Below are 16,772 nucleotides of genomic sequence, written 5' to 3' on the forward strand. Positions count from 1 at the left end.
TTCAGCCGATAAACGGCATTAGGCGCCTGTTGGCGCTCAGGGTGGTACGGTTGGGTTGGTTTGCCGGTTCAGCCAGTTGCCTATACTGGAGAAAGAAGCGAATCGGCCGTCCGGGCGAACCGGAGGAGCAAGGGGGCGATTGCATGGAGGGAAGCGGGATGAGCGCCAAGCATAAGCAGCGGGTATTCTGGCTGCTGCTGCTGCTGGTGTTAGTTTTGGCCTATTTATCCGGCAAGCTGTTTTGGATTCAGGTAATCAGTGCGGAGCATTACTCCGCTTACAACGTCGATTTGGTCAAAAATTCGGTCGCCCAGCGCCAACAGGCGCTTGTGCTGTCCAGCGGACGCGGCGATATTTACGACAGATCACTGCAGCCGTTCACCGGCCGGACGATTCAGGCGCTGGCGGCGTTTCCGGTACGCGATGGCTACAGCGGCGACAGCGCGCAGCTCGCCGGATTGACTCGCGTCCTGCACACGACGACTGCGCAGTGGCAGACATTTGCTTCCGGCTTGAACGTTGCCAAGCTGTGGGGAGCGGACGGCGGGGAGCCGACAGCGCTCAGCAAGGAGCAGGCGCAGCAGATTGAAGCGCTTGGCTTGCCGAACGCCCGTGTCGTCAGCTACCAGATCCGCTACCCGGCAGATATGGCGGCCCGGCAGGTGATCGGGTTTATCGGGCAAAATCCCGAGCGGGTGCAAGGGTTGTTTGCGTCCGAGCTGGCTGGCGGCAAGCTGACGCTGACGAGCCGGATCGGTGCGGCGGGTCTGGAAAAAACGTTCGAGCCGTGGCTGCGCGGTCAAGGCGCGACTTCCATCTCCTATTTCACCGATGCCGGTAAAAGGCCGCTAGGCGGCCTGGACGCGCGAATCATTCAGCCCGACAATCCGTATTATCCGCTGAAGCTGGTCACCACGCTGGACGCCGATATTCAGCAGCGCATCGAACAGCTGATGGACCGGATGCACATTCGCGAAGGCTCGGCGGTAGTGCTGGACGCGCAGCAGGCCGATGTAATTGCGATGGCCAGCCGGCCGAATTTCAATCCGGCGCAAATCGATCCGTCCGGCGGTGCGTGGGGCAACGAAGCGGTCAAGGCGACGACGCCGGGGTCGATTTTCAAGACAATTGTAGCGGCGGCGGCGCTGGAGGAGGGCGTTGTCGAACCGGACGAAACGTTCGATTGCGAGGGAGCGCTTGGCAAGTACGGCTTTACGTGCTGGAAAAAAGGCGGGCACGGGCCGTTGACGCTGGAACAGGGCTTTGCCGAGTCGTGCAACATCGTTTTTGCCCGCGTGGCGCAACGATTGAGTGCGGAGCAAATCGAAACGTACGCCCGCAAGCTCGGCCTGCTCGCTCCGGTCGGCTGGACAGGCGCAATTGGCGAGCAAGCCGGGCTTAGCATGTGGGACGGCGAAGAGGCCGGACAGCTGTTTGCGGCGAAGACGCCGCGCAGCGACGAGGGCGTGCTCATGCAAACGGCGATCGGGCAACGCGACGTGCTGGTGACGCCGCTGCAGGCCGCGAATATGATCGTCACGCTGCTGCATGGCGGCGAGGCGCTGGAGCCGCGGATCGTGCAGGAGCTGCGCTACCGGACGGATCGCGTCATGCAGCGCTTTCCGACGCAGAAGCTGGTCGCAGGTGCGGGCGCGATATCGGAGGAGACGAGCCGGACGCTGCTGAAATGGATGCAGGAGGTTGTCGAGGACGGGACAGGTCAATCGCTCAAAGGGGCCAAGTGGAAGCTTGCCGGTAAGTCCGGCACGGCGCAAGTAGGCGCGGAAGCGAACCAAACGGTTAATCAATGGTTTATCGGCTATGGCCCCGTTGATGCGCCGCGTTATGCCGTCTCGGTTGTGGTAGCGCATACCGATCCGCAAGCGGCCAATCAGGCGCTGCCGTTATTCAAGGGCATCATGGACATTCTCGCCGGGCAGTAGCGGCAGGATAATCCGGCAGTTTGTTCCCTTGCCGGGCTCGCTGTCCATCTCGATGTCGCCGCCCAGCGCGCGGATAATCCGGTAGGAAACCATCATGCCAAGCCCGGTGCCTTTATGCTTCGTGGAATAAAACGGCGTGCCGAGCTGCTGCAGCTGATCGTACGTCATGCCGACGCCGTTGTCGGCGATTTCCAGCACGACTTTGCTGCCGCGCGTATAGCCAAGCACGCGGAGTACGCCGCCGTCGGGCATCGCTTCGATGCCGTTTTTGGTCAGATTGACGAGGCATTGCAGCATTTTTTCGGCATTGGCTTCGACCCATAGCTCGTTTTCGATGAGGATAGCCAGTTCAACGCCGCACATCGCCGCATAGGGCGAGATCAGGTTGGTGAGCTTTTGCGTCAGCCTGGACACATCGAGCTGCTGCAGCTTCTCGGCTTGCGGCTTGGCAAACGACAAGTAATCGCAAATGATCTGCTGCGCGCGGTCGATTTCTTCCATCACCATGCCGGTATACATGCGCAGCTTCTCTTCCGGCACGCGGCTTTGGCTGATGATCTGCATAAAGCCGCGCGCCACCGTCATCGGATTGCGGATTTCGTGCGCTACCGAGGCGGCGAGCTCGCCGATGACGTGCAGCTTTTCCGAACGGACCAGCTCTTGGCGCATGGCTGCATTATCCCGGATTCGCTCGATCATGCAGGTAATCAACCCCATCGTCATCATGTTCAGCAGGCAATACATGGCTCCATAGGCCCAGAAGGAAGGAGACACGGACAAGCCGCCGACTGTACGATAGATCAGCAGGATGCAGCAGGCAGCCACGGCGCTGACGAGCGCGAGCAGCGTGGGGAACATGATTTTGGGCGCTTTGCGCTTCCAGTTGCTGAGCCAGATAAAGGCCAGAATGAAAGGGACAAGCACGGCTGCAATGCTGACGATCCAGATCGAGTTCGAACCTCCGAGCCAAACGAGATAAAAGACGATGGCACCAGTGACGATCAGGCCGGAGACGAAGCCCCCGTATAAAAAAGCGAGCAAAAGCGGGATGAACCGCAGGTCGAACCCGCTGCAAGCGCCGCCGGCAAAAAACGGATGTGTGATGCAGAACAGTGCCGAGGCGGCGTTGATCGCACCGATCCAGAGCGGCCTCCATCGTCCGCGCTGCGGAGCTGGCGACAGCTCGGAGCGGTCGAGCCAAAAAATATAAGAAATCAAAAACGGTATCGTCAAAACGAGCACGTTGAAGAGGATATTGTCGACGGATTTCAAGGGGTCACTCCCGCTTTTCCAGTTAATCAGCTGCTTTTCTTCCAGTATTCGACAAAAGTATGGGAAAATCCTACTTGTCTTTTCCAATATTTTGTTGAATTAGTCGTTTTTTTGTCGGGAATTGACGGATGAGTTGCAGCAGCCGATCAGCCGCGTTACAATGCTAGGGAAAAGAAGCGGTTGACGAGCGGGAGGAATAGGAACAATGGACCATCGGGCGGAAGAAAACGCGGCGGAACACAAGGGGCTATGGCCGGGCCTGGTGGTGTTCAACCGGATGGACGTCGGCGAGGAAGATGATGTGTTGTACCCGTTTGCACTGGACGAGCTGCTATGCCGCAGGATCGGTTTGGGCGCGCCGCCGATGCTGCATGTGTGGCGGCATCCGCGAGCGTTTGTGATGGGGCTGCGCGACAGCCGATTGCCCAAGGCGCGCGAAGCGGCACGGGAGCTGGAGGAACAGGGCTGGCGGACAGCGGTGCGCAATTCCGGGGGGGCGGCGGTGCCGCTGGACCTTGACGTGATCAACCTGTCGCTGCTGCTGCCCAAATCTGCCGGCGATATGGAGCACCGCAAGGATTTTGAGCAGATGGTAACGCTGCTGCGCGAGACGCTGCGGGCGCTGACTGATCGGGTTGATCAAGGCGAGGTGGCGGGCTCGTTCTGCCCGGGCGAGTTTGATTTAAGCATCGGCGGCCGCAAGTTTTGCGGAATCGCGCAGCGCCGACAGCAGCTGGCCTTATCGGTGCAAGCGTTCGTCATCGTCAACGGCTCGGGCCGCGAGCGGGGCGAGCGCGCCCGCGCATTCTACGAACGCGCGGCGGTTGGCGCTTCGGCAAATTCGTATCCGTTGGTCGAGCCGGCGCGAATGGCCAGCTTGGCCGAATGCCTCGGCGCGGAGCTGACGCCGCACCGCTTCGCAGCTGCGCTGCTGGAGCGCTTGGCCGGGAGCGCGTCGGGGGAAGCCCAAGCGGCGGCTTTGGCCGCGGTTCCGGACGAAGCGGAAATAAGGGCGATGGCGGAGCAGCTGCGCAGCCGTTACGGCTTCAAGGAATAACGCGGCTGCTTCACGCCGCAAGCTTGGCAAGCCAAGCTTAGCGTTGGACAAGCGCTCCTGCGGTCAGCTGCTGCCGCCGGCATGCCGCTTAGACATCGCCGCGGTATGACCGCCGCCCTGTGCGGCTTTTTTACGCCAAAAAATAACGCAGCGCATCCGGCAGCTCCTGCTGCCAAAAGCCCCACAAATGCTTGCCGGGCTTCTCCAGATAGAGAAGCGCGGTTTTTTTGCGTTCGAGCAGCTCGCGGGTCAGTCGGTTTTCCGTAACGAAATCAAAGGTGCCGCGCTCGGTGGTCACGGCGGTTTCATCGAGGCCCACAAGCTGGTACAGCTCCAGCCAGCCCAGATGCTCCTCGCGCTCCAACTGTTCGCGGGTGGCCGGGAACAACGCCCCGGATAAGGATATTACCCGGCAAAATAGGTGACGATAAGCTAAAGCCAGATGCAAGCTTACCGTGCCGCCAAGCGAGTCGCCGGCGACGATGCGTTCCGTCCGTTCGGCCCGTACGGGAAACCGCTCCTCGATATAAGGCACAAGCTCCTCGGCGAAAAAGCGGCAATACGCGGTATGACGGCTGCCCTCCGGCGCATATTCCGCTGTGCGCGTTGCGTTGATGACATCGACGCCGACAACAATAGCCGGCTCCATGTCCTCTTCCAGAATACATCGTGTCAGCGTGGTGGCAATCCGCCCGAAATTGAAAAACTGCTCGCCGTCCTGGCAATAGATGACGGGATAAGACAGCAACTCGTTATAGCCCGGTGGCAAATAGATGCGCAGCGAGCGGGTTTCGCCGAGAAAGCCGGACGCCAGCTCCTCCTTGAGCACGGTCCGTTGATACAAGCGCGAATCGGTCATAAGTTTCAAGCCTCCCGAAAAACGTGTAAATTAAGGCAGGTGTATTATAGCAGTTGTGGAGTGTTTTGCTTAACTGTATTATATATTTTTTGAAACTGTATCATTCGTGTGTGTTGCAAAATATCTTATACAGCAAGGAAAGTCTTGAACATTTCACGAAAACAGGTTTATAATAATACTATAACAGAAATCCGTAGTAGATGGCAGTAAAAACATATATGAGGTGATGCGGGAATGAGTAAGCCACTTGTCAGCCAAGCGAATTATGAAGTGACCACGCAAAAGGTCGAGCCGTTGCAGGTTCTTGCCCCGGACGGGACGATTGTTAATGAAGAAAAAATGCCTAAGCTGAGCGACGACCAGCTCAAGGAATTGATGCGCAGAATGGTGTTCACCCGCGTATGGGATGAGCGGGCCGTCAACCTTGGCCGCCAGGGCCGCCTCGGCTTCTATGCGCCGGTTTCCGGCCAGGAAGCGTCGATGATCGGCAGTGAATTTGCTTTGAATAAAGACGACTTTATTTGCCCGGGCTATCGGGATATGCCGCAAATCGTCTGGCACGGTCTGCCGATGTACCAAGCGTTCCTGTACTCCCGAGGCCACCAGCACGGCGGTCAAATTCCTCCGGACGTGCATGTACTGATGCCGCAAATTATTATCGGCGCGCAGATTTTGCACGCGACCGGCGTTGCAATGGCGTTCAAGAAACGCAATCAGCCGCGCGTAGCGATTACGTATACCGGCGATGGCGGAAGCTCTGAGGGCGATTTCTACGAAGGCATGAACTTCGCGGGAGCGTTCAAGCTGCCAGCGATTTATTTTGTACAAAACAACGGCTACGCGATTACGACGCCTTACGCCAAGCAAACAGCGGCGATGTCGGTTGCGCATAAAGCGCTGGCTGCCGGAATCAAAGGCGTGCAAGTCGACGGCATGGACGTATTGGCCGTTTATCAGGCTGTAGCCGAAGCTGCCGAGCGCGGCCGCAAGGGCGAAGGCGCAACGCTGATCGAGGCGCTGACGTACCGCTACCGTCCGCATTCGATGGCCGACGATACGACGAAATACCGCACGAAGGATGAAGAGGCGGAGTGGGAGCCTAAAGACCCGCTGAAGCGTATGCGCCTGTTCCTGACCAAAAAAGGCCTGTGGAGCGAGGAAGAAGAAGCGCGCGTGAAGGAAGAAGCGAAAGCGACTGTGGCCGAGCACATCAAGAAAGCCGAAGAAACGGAAAAAATGACGGTTGCGGGCCTGATCGATTCGATGTTCGAGAAAACGCCGCAGCATTTGGAAGAGCAAAAGCAAGCGTATAAATAATTGGGGGAGGCACGTACCGTCATGGCACAAATGACAATGATTCAAGCGATAAAAGACGCAATGCGCGTGGAATTGGAAAGAGATCCGAACGTAGTGCTGTTCGGTGAAGACGTAGGCCACGTCGGCGGCGTATTCCGCGCCACAGAAGGCTTGCAAAAGGAATTCGGCGAGGAGCGCGTATTCGATACGCCGCTGGCCGAATCGGCGATCGGCGGCTTGGCCGTCGGCATGGGGATTCAGGGCTTCCGCCCGATTGCGGAAATCCAGTTCGTTGGTTTTATCTATGAAGCGCTGGACCAAATCTGCGTACAAGCTGCGCGGATGCGTTACCGCTCCGGCGGCCGCTACAATGCGCCCATCGTGTTCCGCACGCCGTTTGGCGGGGGTGTGAAAGCAGCCGAGCTGCACACCGACCCGCTGGAAGGGCTGCTCGTGCAAACGCCGGGCATCAAGGTTGTCGTGCCTTCCAACCCGTATGACGCCAAAGGGCTGCTCATTTCGGCGATTCGCGACAACGATCCGGTATTTTTCATGGAGCATTTGAACCTGTACCGCTCGTTCCGCGCCGAAGTGCCGGAAGGCGAATACACCGTTGAGCTGGGCAAGGCGAACGTCGTTCGCGAAGGCTCGGACGTTACGATCATCACCTACGGCGCGATGGTGCACACGTCGCTCAAGGCCGCTGAGGAAATCGAAAAAACGAAGGGCGTCAAGGTTGAGGTCATCGACCTGCGCACACTGCTGCCGCTCGATATCGATACGATTGTCGCTTCGATCAAAAAAACGAACCGCGCCATCATCGTGCAGGAAGCGCAAAAAACATCCGGCGTCGCCGCCGAGGTCATTGCGCAAATCAACGAGAAGGCGATTTTGCATCTGGAAGCGCCCGTGTTACGCGTAGCGCCGCCGGACACGATTTATCCGTTTGCGCAAATCGAAGACGCTTGGCTGCCGAATCCGGCCCGCGTGATCGAAGGCATTAATCAGGTTCTGGAATTTTAAATAGAGAAACGTTCGGATGAAGGAGGTACACGTTCGTGGCATTGTTTGAATATAAATTCCCCGAGCTGGGCGAAGGCATTCACGAAGGCGAGATTGTCAAAATGCTCATTAAACCGGGCGACAGCGTCAATGACGAGACGATTTTGATGGAAGTGCAAAACGATAAAGCGGTGGTCGAGGTGCCTTGCCCGGTCGAGGGCAAGATCGTCGACGTCAAGGTGAAGGACGGCGATATTTGCACCGTGGGCCAATTGGTGGCCACGATTGAAGTCGCCGGCGAATTGCCGTCGACGGCGGATCACGGCCACGGCGCGCCGGCGGAAGCCGCGCCGGCCGTAGCTCCGGCCGCGCCTGCAGCAGCGGCCGCTCCATCCGCAGCAGCGCCTGCGGCGGCTGCGGCACCCGCCGCGCCAAGCGGCAGCGCGGCGCAAGCCGCGCGCGAAGTGCTTGCGACGCCTAGCGTCCGCAAGCTCGCGCGCGAGCAGGGCGTGCCTCTCGCAGAGGTCACGCCAACAGGCAAGCACGGCCGCGTGACGCGGGAGGACGTGCTTGGCTTTACGGCCGGCGGCAGCGCGCAAGCGCCGGCCGAAGCCGCGGCAGCAGCGCCGGAAGCGGCTGCTGCGCCAAGCGCGCCGGCAGCTGCGGCGCCGGTGGTAAGCGGCGGCGAGCGCCCCGAGGAGCGCGTGCCGTTCAAGGGCATCCGCAAGGCGATTGCCAATGCGATGGTCAAATCGGTGTACACGGCTCCGCACGTCACGCTGATGGACGAAATCGACGTATCGGCGCTTGTGGCGCTGCGCGAGCGGACGAAGCCGCTCGCCGAGAAAAAAGGCGTCAAGCTGACGTATCTGCCGTTCATCGTCAAAGCGCTCGTGGCGGCTTGCCGTCAATTCCCGGTGATGAACGCGACAATCGACGAAGAGAAGCAGGAAATCGTCTACAAAAAGTACTATAACATCGGGATTGCGACCGATACTGACAACGGCTTGCTCGTGCCGGTCATCCACGACGCCGACCGCAAAAACGTCTGGAGCATCGCTGCGGCGATTAAAGATCTGGCCGTGCGCGGCCGCGACGGCAAGCTTGCTCCGAATGAAATGAAGGGCGGCACGATTTCGATTACGAACATCGGCTCCGTCGGCGGCATGTTCTTCACGCCGGTCATCAACTTCCCGGAAGTCGCCATTCTCGGCGCAGGCCGGATCACCGAAAAGCCGGTCGTCAAAAACGGTCAGATCGTGCCGGCATCCGTTATGGCGCTTTCGCTCAGCTTTGACCACCGAATCGTGGACGGAGCGACCGCGCAAAACTTCTTGAACTACATCAAGCAGTTGCTTGCCGATCCTGAGCTGCTTGTGTTGGAGGTGTAATAGACATGGTCGTAGGTGACGCATCTTTAGATATTGACGTGCTGGTCATCGGCGCCGGTCCCGGCGGTTACGTGGCGGCAATTCGCGCCGCACAGCTGGGCAAAAGCGTGCTGATCGTAGATAAATCGGAGTGGGGCGGCGTCTGCTTGAACCGCGGCTGTATCCCTTCCAAAGCGCTGATTTCCGCAGCGCATCAATACGAGCATGCGCTCCATTCGGAGAGCATGGGCATTACGGCCGACAACGTAAAGGTCGATTTTGCCAAAGTGCAGGAATGGAAAAACGGCATCGTCAAAAAGCAAACCGGCGGCGTAAGCACGCTGCTCAAAGGCAATAAAATTCAGATGTTCCAAGGCGAGGTCATGTTCATCAACGAGCATGAAGCCCGCGTATTCAACGAACAGGAAGCGCCGCGCTATCGCTTTCAACACTGCATTATCGCAACCGGCTCCCGTCCGATCGAGCTCAAGGCATTCCCGTTTGGCGGCCGGATTATTTCGTCGACCGAAGCGCTTAGTCTGCCGGAAATTCCGAAAAGCATGATCGTGATCGGCGGCGGCTACATCGGTATCGAGCTGGGTCAGACGTATGCCAAATTCGGCACGAAAGTAACGGTGCTGGAAGGCTCGGATACGGTATTGCCAGGATTCGAAAAAGAAATGTCCAAGCTGGTTGCCCGCAACCTGGATAAAGTCGGCGTCGAGGTGCATACCGAAGCGCTGGCCCAAAGCTGCACGAAAACCGACAATGACGTGACGGTGACCTTCACGGTCAAAGGCGAAGAGAAGCAGGTTACGGCCGATTATGTGCTCGTGACCGTCGGCCGCCGCCCGAATACGGACGGCGAGCTGGGTCTGGATCTGATCAACCTCAAGCTGACCGACCGCGGTCTGGTCGAAATCGACGAGCAATGCCGCACAAGCATCCCGCATATTTATGCGATTGGCGATATCGTTGCCGGACCGGCTTTGGCGCACAAGGCTTCCTATGAAGCCAAGGTCGCCGCCGAAGCGATTGCCGGACAGCCGAGCGTGATCGATTACAAAGCGATTCCGGCGGTTGTGTTCTCCGATCCGGAAATTGCCAGCGTCGGCTTGAACGAAACGGAAGCGAAAGCCAAAGGCATCAACGTAGCCATCGGTAAATTCCCGTATGCTGCGAACGGCCGCGCCAATTCGCTGAATGCGTCGCAAGGCTTTGTCAAGCTGGTTGGCGACAAGGACACGGGCCTTTTGCTTGGCGGTCAAGTCGTCGGACCGGAAGCGTCCAACCTGATCGGCGAGCTGACGCTGGCCGTGGAAATGGGCGCAACGCTGGAAGACATCGCGCTGACGATTCATGCGCATCCGACGCTGACGGAAATGGTCATGGACGCCGCAGAAGGCGCGCTCGGTCATCCGATTCATCAGCTCAAGTAATTCATATCGCCAGCGGGTGTACGCCCGCAAGGCATGAAGAAACCCGCAAGCGGTGGCTGTCGCCGCCTTGCGGGTTTTGTTTGTGTGCGAATCTTTGTTGCGGATACGGCAACAGCGCGGGCTGGGCGGGGCAAAAGCAGAAGCCGGAAGCTTTCCGCGCAGCGGCCGGTCTAACTGCCGCCGCAAGGTTCGGCACAGCGCTCCGGAAGTCGCGCGGGCAGCGGGAAAGTCCGGTGCTCCGTCTATTTCTGCGAAAATCGCTGCCGGTACGTCCGCGGCGTGATCCCCTCATATTTGGAAAAACAGGAAGTAAAATACGCCGCTTGGTTAAAGCCGACCTCTTCGGCGACATAGGCGACGGGCAGATCGGTTTGCAGCAGCAGCATTTTGGCTTGCTGGACGCGGTATTGCAGCAAGTATTCCATCGGCGAGCAGCCGAATTCTTTTTGCATGCAGCGGGCAATGTAGACGGGGTGAAAATTCAGCGCTTCGCCGAGGCTGGCCGCGGTAATCGCGTCGCGGTAATGCTGGCGCAGGAACGAGGCCGCCTGATCGGCGACGGCTGTGCCGGGGCGTGTCGTTTGCGCCTCCAGCGACGTGTGCAGCTGCTCCAGCACGTCCTGGAACAGCACCTGCTGCTTCCAGCGCGCCCATCCTTGATGGGAATGCTGCTCCAGCGAGTTGAGCTGCTGCAGCGTTTCGTACATTTTGGACGGCTGAAGCAGCTTGGTGAATTGCGGAATGCGCATCGTAAAATGCTGCTTGCTGAAATTGCAGCTCAGCTCCCCGTTGGCAGGCCCGCGTCCCGCCGGGGGCGGTTCCTCTTCGTGGGCCATTTTCCACGAGCCGGTCGTTTGGAAATGCAACCAATAGGAGCCGGTCGGCACGCGGCAGCCCTCGGTCGGGTAGTGGTGAAGATCGGGGCGCAGCACCAGCGCATGCCCCTCCGTCAGCTCATAGTGGCGATCTTCCTCACCGATGTACATGCAGCCGCTGTCAACGACGAGCAGATCGAATTCGCCGAGCTGGTAACGGTTGGGATGCTTGCGGCCGGTTGCGGCAATACTAAAGCCGCTCAGAATGTAATAAGGCAGCGGAGGCGAGCTGAATTCAATAATCGGTGTCATGGTGAAGCTCCTCCCTGAGATGCGGAAATTGGAATAAGTCGGCTGGACATGCAGGCCGAGGTTGCATTTTTGATAGTTTTGGTTGAAAATATGATACATGCTACCCAGTATAGCATCTATAATGTGAAATAACGAGGACAAATTTAACACGCGTTTACGACGCGAGGAGGACTTACACATGCAATATCGCAAGCTTGGCAGAACCGGATTAAAAGTAAGTGAAATCAGCCTTGGCAGCTGGCTGACCTATGGCAATTCCGTCGCCGAAGAGACGGTTGCCCGCATGACGAAACGGGCGTTTGAGCTCGGCATCAATTTTTTTGATACAGCCAATGTGTATGAGCGCGGCGAAGCGGAAATTTTGCTCGGCAAAGCGCTGACCGCATACAGTCGCGATTCCTATGTGCTGGCAACCAAAGCGTTCTGGCCGATGGGCGAAGGCCCGAACGACCGCGGCTTGTCGCGCAAGCATGTGTTCGAGCAGCTGCATGCCAGCCTGAAGCGGCTGCAGGTTGATTATGTCGATATTTTTTACTGCCACCGCTACGACCCGGAGACGCCGGTCGACGAAACGCTGCGCACGATTGAGGATATGGTGCGGCAGGGCAAGGTGCTGTATGTCGGCGTCAGCGAATGGACCGCAGCGCAAATTCAGGAGGGCTTGCAGGTAGCCGATCGTTATCTGCTGGACCGGATTGTCGTTAACCAGCCGCAATACAGCATGTTCCTGCGCAATATCGAAGCGGAAATTATTCCGGTGAGCGAAAAGAACGGCATTTCGCAGGTCGTGTTCTCGCCGCTGGCGCAAGGCGTGCTGACCGGCAAATACCGCAAGGGCTCGGCGATTCCCGCCGATAGCCGCGCCGCCGACAACAAAGCGAACATGTGGATTCACAACTACTTGACCGACGGGTATCTCGATAAGGTCGAAAAGCTGATCGGCATTGCCGGCGATTTGGGCATTTCCTTGTCCAGTCTGGCGCTCGCTTGGGTGCTGCGCCTGCCGAACATTGCCAGCGCGCTGGTTGGCGCAACGAAAATCGAGCAGCTCGAAGAAAACGTCAAAGCTTCGGGCATCGTGCTTTCCGCCGACGTCGTCGCCGAAATCGAAAAGATTTTGCAGGACTAAGCTCAAGCCGCACGATCACATTGTCCATCCCTTGTACGGTTCCCGGTGCCGCTTGTTGTTCGTAAGACGTTGCGGTCTCCGCATCGGCGTTGTCCGCACGAGGCTCGAAGCCGCCGTCCGGCAACTACAGCGCTCCGGGAGCCGCTGGCACTGCGACATGCGCGCGCACCCAACTTGCAACATCCGCTTGATCCTACCCTAACCGACACGAGGAGCCGATCGATCATGGCAGCATACGAACATTTTCAACTGGCGATTTATTGTACCGCATCGTGCTTGAACAACAGCCTGGAGCAAATCGCGCAGGAGCTTGATTTTTTTGAAAAACATATGAAGCTCTCGAAAGTATATATCGAAAATCATCGCGGCGACGTCAGCTTGTCGCGCGAGCGGCTGCAGGAGCTGAAAAGCTTTTTCGAAGCGCGCGGCATTCGCACGGCCGGGGGCATTACGCCAACGCTGGGGGCCGCGTACCGGCCCGGCTATGAGCGGCTTTTCGGCGGAATTTGCTATACGGAGGAGGCGTCGCGCGCCAAATTCCGCGAAGCGGTGGAGAACGCGGCAGCGGTGTTCGACGAAGTGATTTTCGACGACTTCTTCTTTACGAATTGCGGCTGCGACGACTGTCTGGCGCGCAAGGGTGATCGGTCGTGGGAGGAGTTCCGGCTGGAGCTGATGACCGACGTGTCGGAGAATCTGATCATCAAGCCGGCGCGCGTGATCAATCCCGACTCGCGGATGATTATCAAGTTTCCGAACTGGAACGAGGCGTATCAGGCGACGGGCTATAATACGCAAACGCAGCCGCTGCTGTTCGACGGGATTTATACGGGAACGGAAACGCGCGATCCGGCGACGAGCCAGCAGCACATTCCGCGCTACGCTTCGTATTCGCTGCTGCGCTGGATGGATAACCTGAAGCCTGGCGCCAACGGCGGAGGCTGGTTCGACAATCTGGATTGCACGTACATCGACTACTATCTGGAGCAGGCGTATTTGACCGTGTTCGGCAAAGCGAAGGAGCTGACGCTGTTCTGCTATTCGCTGCTCAAGGATCATGTCTACGTGCCGCCGCTCGGTTTCCAGCTGGACAAGCTGGATGCTTTGGCCGGAGGGCTTGGGACTCCGGTGGGAGCGCTGGTGTATGAGCCGCATCATGCCAAAGGCGAAGACCATCTGTACGATTATCTGGGCATGCTGGGCGTGCCGCTGGAATTGACGCCGCATTTCCCGCAAGCTGCTTCGCCGGGGCCGCTGCTGATTACGGCAAACGCAACGCGCGATGAAGCGATTATCGATAAAATGAAGGCATACTTGCGCGCGGGCGGTCAAATCGTCATGACGTCGGGGTTTGTGGAGCGCATGCAGGGGCGCGGCATAGCGGATTTCACGACGCTGCGGGCTACCGGCCGCAAGCTGGCGGTCAGCCATTTTGCCGTCGATACGGCGATCTGCACGTTCGACCGCTTTGCCCAAGGCGAAGCGATCAGCTTGCCGGTGCTTGATTACGCGACCAACGGCACTTGGCAGTCGGTTGTGGCGCTGGAAGGGCAGAACAACATTCCCGTGCTGATGTATGACAACTATAGCAAGGGCAAAATCTTTACGTTGACCGTTCCCGATAACTACGACGATTTGCGCAAGCTGCCCGAGCTGGTGGTCAACAAGCTGCGCGCGGTGATGACGGGCAAGCTGCTGCCGTATGAGCTGCAGGGTGGCGCCGATGTCGGCTTTTTTACCTATGATAACGAGACGTTTGTGCTGGAATCGTTCCGCACGACGTTGGCCGCCTGGCAGGTGCGCGTGCCTGCAGGCCGCGAGCTGACGCAAATTGCCGGCCGCAGGCAGCTGCGCAAGCTGCACACGCTGGAGGATGGCAGTGCGGTGTATGAGATCAAGCTGCACCCTTCGTCCTGGAGCGCCTTCAAGACGGCTCCGGCGCAGGGATAAGCGCGAAGCAGGCTTTAAGAAGATCGGAACGTCCGTGGGGGCGGTCCGGTCTTTTTTGCGTTTTTTGGCAGGGGGATCGTCATGACCGCCTAGACGCCGCAGGGAACGGGACAAGGCCGCTGATCTGCGCGGGACGCCGGCAGAAGGATTTTGTATAATGATAGGAAAGGACTGGAGGAGGAATGAATCATGAGCAGCACCATCAAGCGACCGCTGGTGATCGGTCACCGCGGGGCAGCGGGTGAAGCGCCGGAAAATACGCTGGCTTCGTTCCGCCTGGCGCTGGCGCAGGGAGCGGACGGGCTGGAGCTGGACGTTCATTTGTCGAATGACGGGGAGATTGTCGTCTGTCACGACGCTACACTGGACCGGACGACAGACGGCTCGGGCCGGATCGGCGAGTTAAGGCTGGAGGAGATTCGCCGCTGCGACGCGGGCGCCTGGTTCCATGAGTCGTTTCGCGGCGAACGGGTGCCGGTGTTGGCCGAGGTGCTGGAGCTGACGCCGCCGGGCGTGCTGCTGAATATCGAGGTCAAAGACGCTGAGGGGAGCGCTGGAGCAATCATCGATCCGCTGCTGGAACGGGTGAACCGGCAGGGGCGGCTGCGCGATGTAGTGTTCTCATCCTTTGATCACAAATGCATGCGCGAGCTGAAGCGGCGGGAGCCCACGGCCCGCATCGGCCTGCTGTATGCCGCCAACCTGGCCGACCATGCCGGCTATGCGGCGTTGCTTGGCGTTGCCGTGCATTCGCTGCATCCGGATTACCGGCTGATCGGCCGCGACGATGTCGCTGCTGCTGTTGCCGCGGGCCTATGCGTCTATCCGTATACGGTCAATCGCATCGAGGCGCTGCGCGACATGATCGCCTGCGGCGTGACGGGCATCATCACCGATTTTCCCGCGCGGCTGGCGGCGCTGCTCGACGGCTAGATCGGATTGGCGCATCCGTCCGGCGGGAGCTGATGGCTGACGTGCGTGCGCTGCGGCACGGTTTGGACAGCCGCTGGACGGCCGGCACCGCGCTGCGGAGTCGAGCGCGGTGCGGCAGGCGGCTTACGGCGCGCCGATGACGGTCAGCGCCGCCGGCACGACCTCCAGCCGCAGCGGCGTTGCGCCGTATTGTTCGCCGTCGGCGTGCACGTACAGCGGCTTGGCAGTCGTCAGCGCCGCGTGCCGGCCGCGGAAGAACCGGACGGCGGGATGCCCGACATGCCGACCCTTATAAACCGCGGCCAGAATCGGCAGCAGCCGCAGGCGGGTACGGCTGCAAATGACCACGACGTCAACTTGGCCGTCGTGTGGCGAAGCGCCGGGGCATATTTGCATCGAGCCGCCGTAGAACGGGATGTTGGCTGCAGCGACCAGCCACATATCGCGCAGCTCGTGACGCTCGCCGTCGATCACCAGCTCGGCGTCGCACGGCTGATAGCCGGCGAAAACGCGCAGCACAGTGATCAGATAAGCCAACGAGCCGAGCTTGAAGCGGTTGAGCAGCTTTTTGTAGCCGGCTTCGTTGGTCAGCTTGGCGACCAGCCCGTCAAAGCCGGCGCCAAAGCTGTTTACGGCGAGACCGCCGCCACCGGCAAGCAGCACGTCCAGCGGACGGGGCTTGCCGACTGTCAGCGCGAGCTCCAGCGCTAGCAGCGGATCGGCCGGCAAGCCGAACGCCTTGGCGAAGTCGTTGCCCGTGCCGGCCGGAATCGCGGCCAGCGCGCAGCCGGTTGCCGCCGTGGCCCCCGCGGTCGCCGCTTCGCCGGCGTGCCGCAGCGCTGCTGCTTCGCCAGCGCCGCCTGCGGTATCGCGGCTGCCGTCGCCTTCGACGTCGGCGTCGCGCACGGCGTCCGCGCGCTGCGCGCCGCCAGCGTGCCGCACCGCTGCGGCGCGCAGATGCCACAGGCCGGCGGCCGCCTCGTGAATCGTGCCGTCGCCGCCGATCACGAGCAGCGTGCCGATGCCGGGCCTGGCAGCCAGCGCTGCGGCCAGACACGCGCCTTCACCGGCGGCTTCCGTACACGCCGCTTCATATGGAACGCCGCGGCGGTCCAATTCGGCGCGCACCTGCGCCCAGATTCGTTCGCCGCGCCCGTTACCGGCGCGCGGGTTGATAACAATGCCAAGCATGCCGCTTCCTCCCTTGCTGTTGCACTTGCTGAATGTGCTACCAGCATAGCGGAATTGCGTCAGCTTGTTAAGCTTTTTTTATAAGATTAGCTTGAAAATTTTTTGTTGACATATTCATCTAATGTGTGATATATTTATATTTATTGATTGAAATGAAATTCATAGCACCGATGTGCCAAGCCTCAGATTGATCTCCTACGGAAC

13 protein-coding genes are annotated in these 16,772 nt (G+C 59.3%); 9 read left to right on the forward strand and 4 right to left on the reverse strand.

Annotation, left to right across the window (positions count from 1 at the left end; genetic code table 11):
* The first annotated feature begins 158 nt into the window (after nt 1-158).
* Nucleotides 159-1,943: a peptidoglycan D,D-transpeptidase FtsI family protein gene (locus B5M42_RS05420; RefSeq protein WP_230632696.1), complete on the forward strand. Its 1,785-nt coding sequence runs from the start codon at nt 159-161 to the stop codon at nt 1,941-1,943.
* Here the strand turns inward: B5M42_RS05420 and B5M42_RS05425 are convergent.
* Nucleotides 1,905-3,215, reverse strand: a complete 1,311-nt coding sequence (locus B5M42_RS05425; protein WP_134753288.1) for an ATP-binding protein — start codon at nt 3,213-3,215, stop codon at nt 1,905-1,907. The two genes, B5M42_RS05420 and B5M42_RS05425, sit on opposite strands and share 39 nt — an antisense overlap.
* Nucleotides 3,216-3,420: 205 nt before the next feature.
* Here B5M42_RS05425 and B5M42_RS05430 point away from each other — a divergent pair, with 205 nt between their 5' ends.
* Nucleotides 3,421-4,272 carry a lipoate--protein ligase family protein gene (locus tag B5M42_RS05430; RefSeq protein WP_134753286.1) on the forward strand — a complete coding sequence of 284 codons (852 nt, stop codon included), beginning with the start codon at nt 3,421-3,423 and terminating at the stop codon, nt 4,270-4,272.
* A 130-nt stretch (nt 4,273-4,402) separates the two neighbouring features.
* Here B5M42_RS05430 and B5M42_RS05435 read toward each other — a convergent pair whose 3' ends face one another.
* Nucleotides 4,403-5,131, reverse strand: a complete 729-nt coding sequence (locus B5M42_RS05435; protein WP_134753284.1) for an alpha/beta hydrolase — start codon at nt 5,129-5,131, stop codon at nt 4,403-4,405.
* Nucleotides 5,132-5,365: 234 nt separating this feature from the next.
* On the opposite strand from B5M42_RS05435, the gene pdhA reads away from it, so the two are divergent.
* From pdhA to lpdA, 4 genes are read left to right on the forward strand one after another with little or no spacing between them, the layout of a single operon-like run.
* Nucleotides 5,366-6,448, forward strand: a complete 1,083-nt coding sequence (gene pdhA, locus B5M42_RS05440; protein ID WP_134753282.1) for a pyruvate dehydrogenase (acetyl-transferring) E1 component subunit alpha — start codon at nt 5,366-5,368, stop codon at nt 6,446-6,448.
* A gap of 21 nt (nt 6,449-6,469) precedes the next feature.
* Nucleotides 6,470-7,450 (forward strand): alpha-ketoacid dehydrogenase subunit beta, encoded by a 981-nt coding sequence (locus B5M42_RS05445; RefSeq protein WP_134753280.1) that lies wholly within the window; start codon nt 6,470-6,472, stop codon nt 7,448-7,450.
* A gap of 35 nt (nt 7,451-7,485) precedes the next feature.
* The gene (locus tag B5M42_RS05450) at nt 7,486-8,820 is read left to right on the forward strand and encodes a dihydrolipoamide acetyltransferase family protein (RefSeq protein WP_134753278.1); all 1,335 of its coding nucleotides are present in this window, start codon (nt 7,486-7,488) and stop codon (nt 8,818-8,820) included.
* A gap of 5 nt (nt 8,821-8,825) precedes the next feature.
* Nucleotides 8,826-10,238 carry a dihydrolipoyl dehydrogenase gene (lpdA, locus tag B5M42_RS05455; RefSeq protein ID WP_134753276.1) on the forward strand — a complete coding sequence of 471 codons (1,413 nt, stop codon included), beginning with the start codon at nt 8,826-8,828 and terminating at the stop codon, nt 10,236-10,238.
* Nucleotides 10,239-10,480: 242 nt separating this feature from the next.
* Here lpdA and B5M42_RS05460 read toward each other — a convergent pair whose 3' ends face one another.
* Nucleotides 10,481-11,365, reverse strand: a complete 885-nt coding sequence (locus B5M42_RS05460) for a helix-turn-helix transcriptional regulator (RefSeq protein WP_230632698.1) — start codon at nt 11,363-11,365, stop codon at nt 10,481-10,483.
* 178 nt (nt 11,366-11,543) lie between these two features.
* Between B5M42_RS05460 and B5M42_RS05465 the strand changes: the two genes are divergently transcribed.
* The 3 genes from B5M42_RS05465 (at nt 11,544) to B5M42_RS05475 (ending at nt 15,377) form a co-directional block, all read left to right on the forward strand.
* A complete protein-coding gene (locus tag B5M42_RS05465) occupies nt 11,544-12,494 on the forward strand; it encodes an aldo/keto reductase family protein (protein WP_134753272.1) in 951 nt (316 codons plus the stop codon).
* 225 nt (nt 12,495-12,719) lie between these two features.
* Nucleotides 12,720-14,444, forward strand: coding sequence for a permease (locus B5M42_RS05470; RefSeq protein ID WP_230632700.1), 1,725 nt, complete (start codon nt 12,720-12,722; stop codon nt 14,442-14,444).
* Between the two features lie 189 nt (nt 14,445-14,633).
* The gene (locus tag B5M42_RS05475; RefSeq protein ID WP_134753270.1) at nt 14,634-15,377 is read left to right on the forward strand and encodes a glycerophosphodiester phosphodiesterase; all 744 of its coding nucleotides are present in this window, start codon (nt 14,634-14,636) and stop codon (nt 15,375-15,377) included.
* Nucleotides 15,378-15,500: 123 nt separating this feature from the next.
* On the opposite strand, the gene B5M42_RS05480 is transcribed toward B5M42_RS05475, so the two are convergent.
* Complete coding sequence (locus B5M42_RS05480; protein ID WP_134753268.1) at nt 15,501-16,568, reverse strand: diacylglycerol/lipid kinase family protein; 1,068 nt, start codon at nt 16,566-16,568, stop codon at nt 15,501-15,503.
* Nucleotides 16,569-16,772: the final 204 nt, after the last annotated feature.

Source organism: Paenibacillus athensensis, assembly GCF_004514475.2.
Taxonomy (GTDB): Bacteria; Bacillota; Bacilli; order Paenibacillales; family NBRC-103111; genus Paenibacillus_AL; species Paenibacillus_AL athensensis.

What these genes read in the sequence shown, in the direction of transcription:
- lpdA (WP_134753276.1), top strand. Translation starts at nt 8,826, where the DNA reads ATGGTCGTAGGTGACGCATCTTTAGATATTGACGTGCTGGTCATCGGC.
- B5M42_RS05445 (WP_134753280.1), top strand. Translation starts at nt 6,470, where the DNA reads ATGGCACAAATGACAATGATTCAAGCGATAAAAGACGCAATGCGCGTG.
- B5M42_RS05475 (WP_134753270.1), top strand. Translation starts at nt 14,634, where the DNA reads ATGAGCAGCACCATCAAGCGACCGCTGGTGATCGGTCACCGCGGGGCA.
- pdhA (WP_134753282.1), top strand. Translation starts at nt 5,366, where the DNA reads ATGAGTAAGCCACTTGTCAGCCAAGCGAATTATGAAGTGACCACGCAA.
- B5M42_RS05465 (WP_134753272.1), top strand. Translation starts at nt 11,544, where the DNA reads ATGCAATATCGCAAGCTTGGCAGAACCGGATTAAAAGTAAGTGAAATC.
- B5M42_RS05430 (WP_134753286.1), top strand. Translation starts at nt 3,421, where the DNA reads ATGGACCATCGGGCGGAAGAAAACGCGGCGGAACACAAGGGGCTATGG.
- B5M42_RS05420 (WP_230632696.1), top strand. Translation starts at nt 159, where the DNA reads ATGAGCGCCAAGCATAAGCAGCGGGTATTCTGGCTGCTGCTGCTGCTG.
- B5M42_RS05460 (WP_230632698.1), bottom strand. Translation starts at nt 11,365, where the DNA reads ATGACACCGATTATTGAATTCAGCTCGCCTCCGCTGCCTTATTACATT.
- B5M42_RS05480 (WP_134753268.1), bottom strand. Translation starts at nt 16,568, where the DNA reads ATGCTTGGCATTGTTATCAACCCGCGCGCCGGTAACGGGCGCGGCGAA.
- B5M42_RS05435 (WP_134753284.1), bottom strand. Translation starts at nt 5,131, where the DNA reads ATGACCGATTCGCGCTTGTATCAACGGACCGTGCTCAAGGAGGAGCTG.
- B5M42_RS05470 (WP_230632700.1), top strand. Translation starts at nt 12,720, where the DNA reads ATGGCAGCATACGAACATTTTCAACTGGCGATTTATTGTACCGCATCG.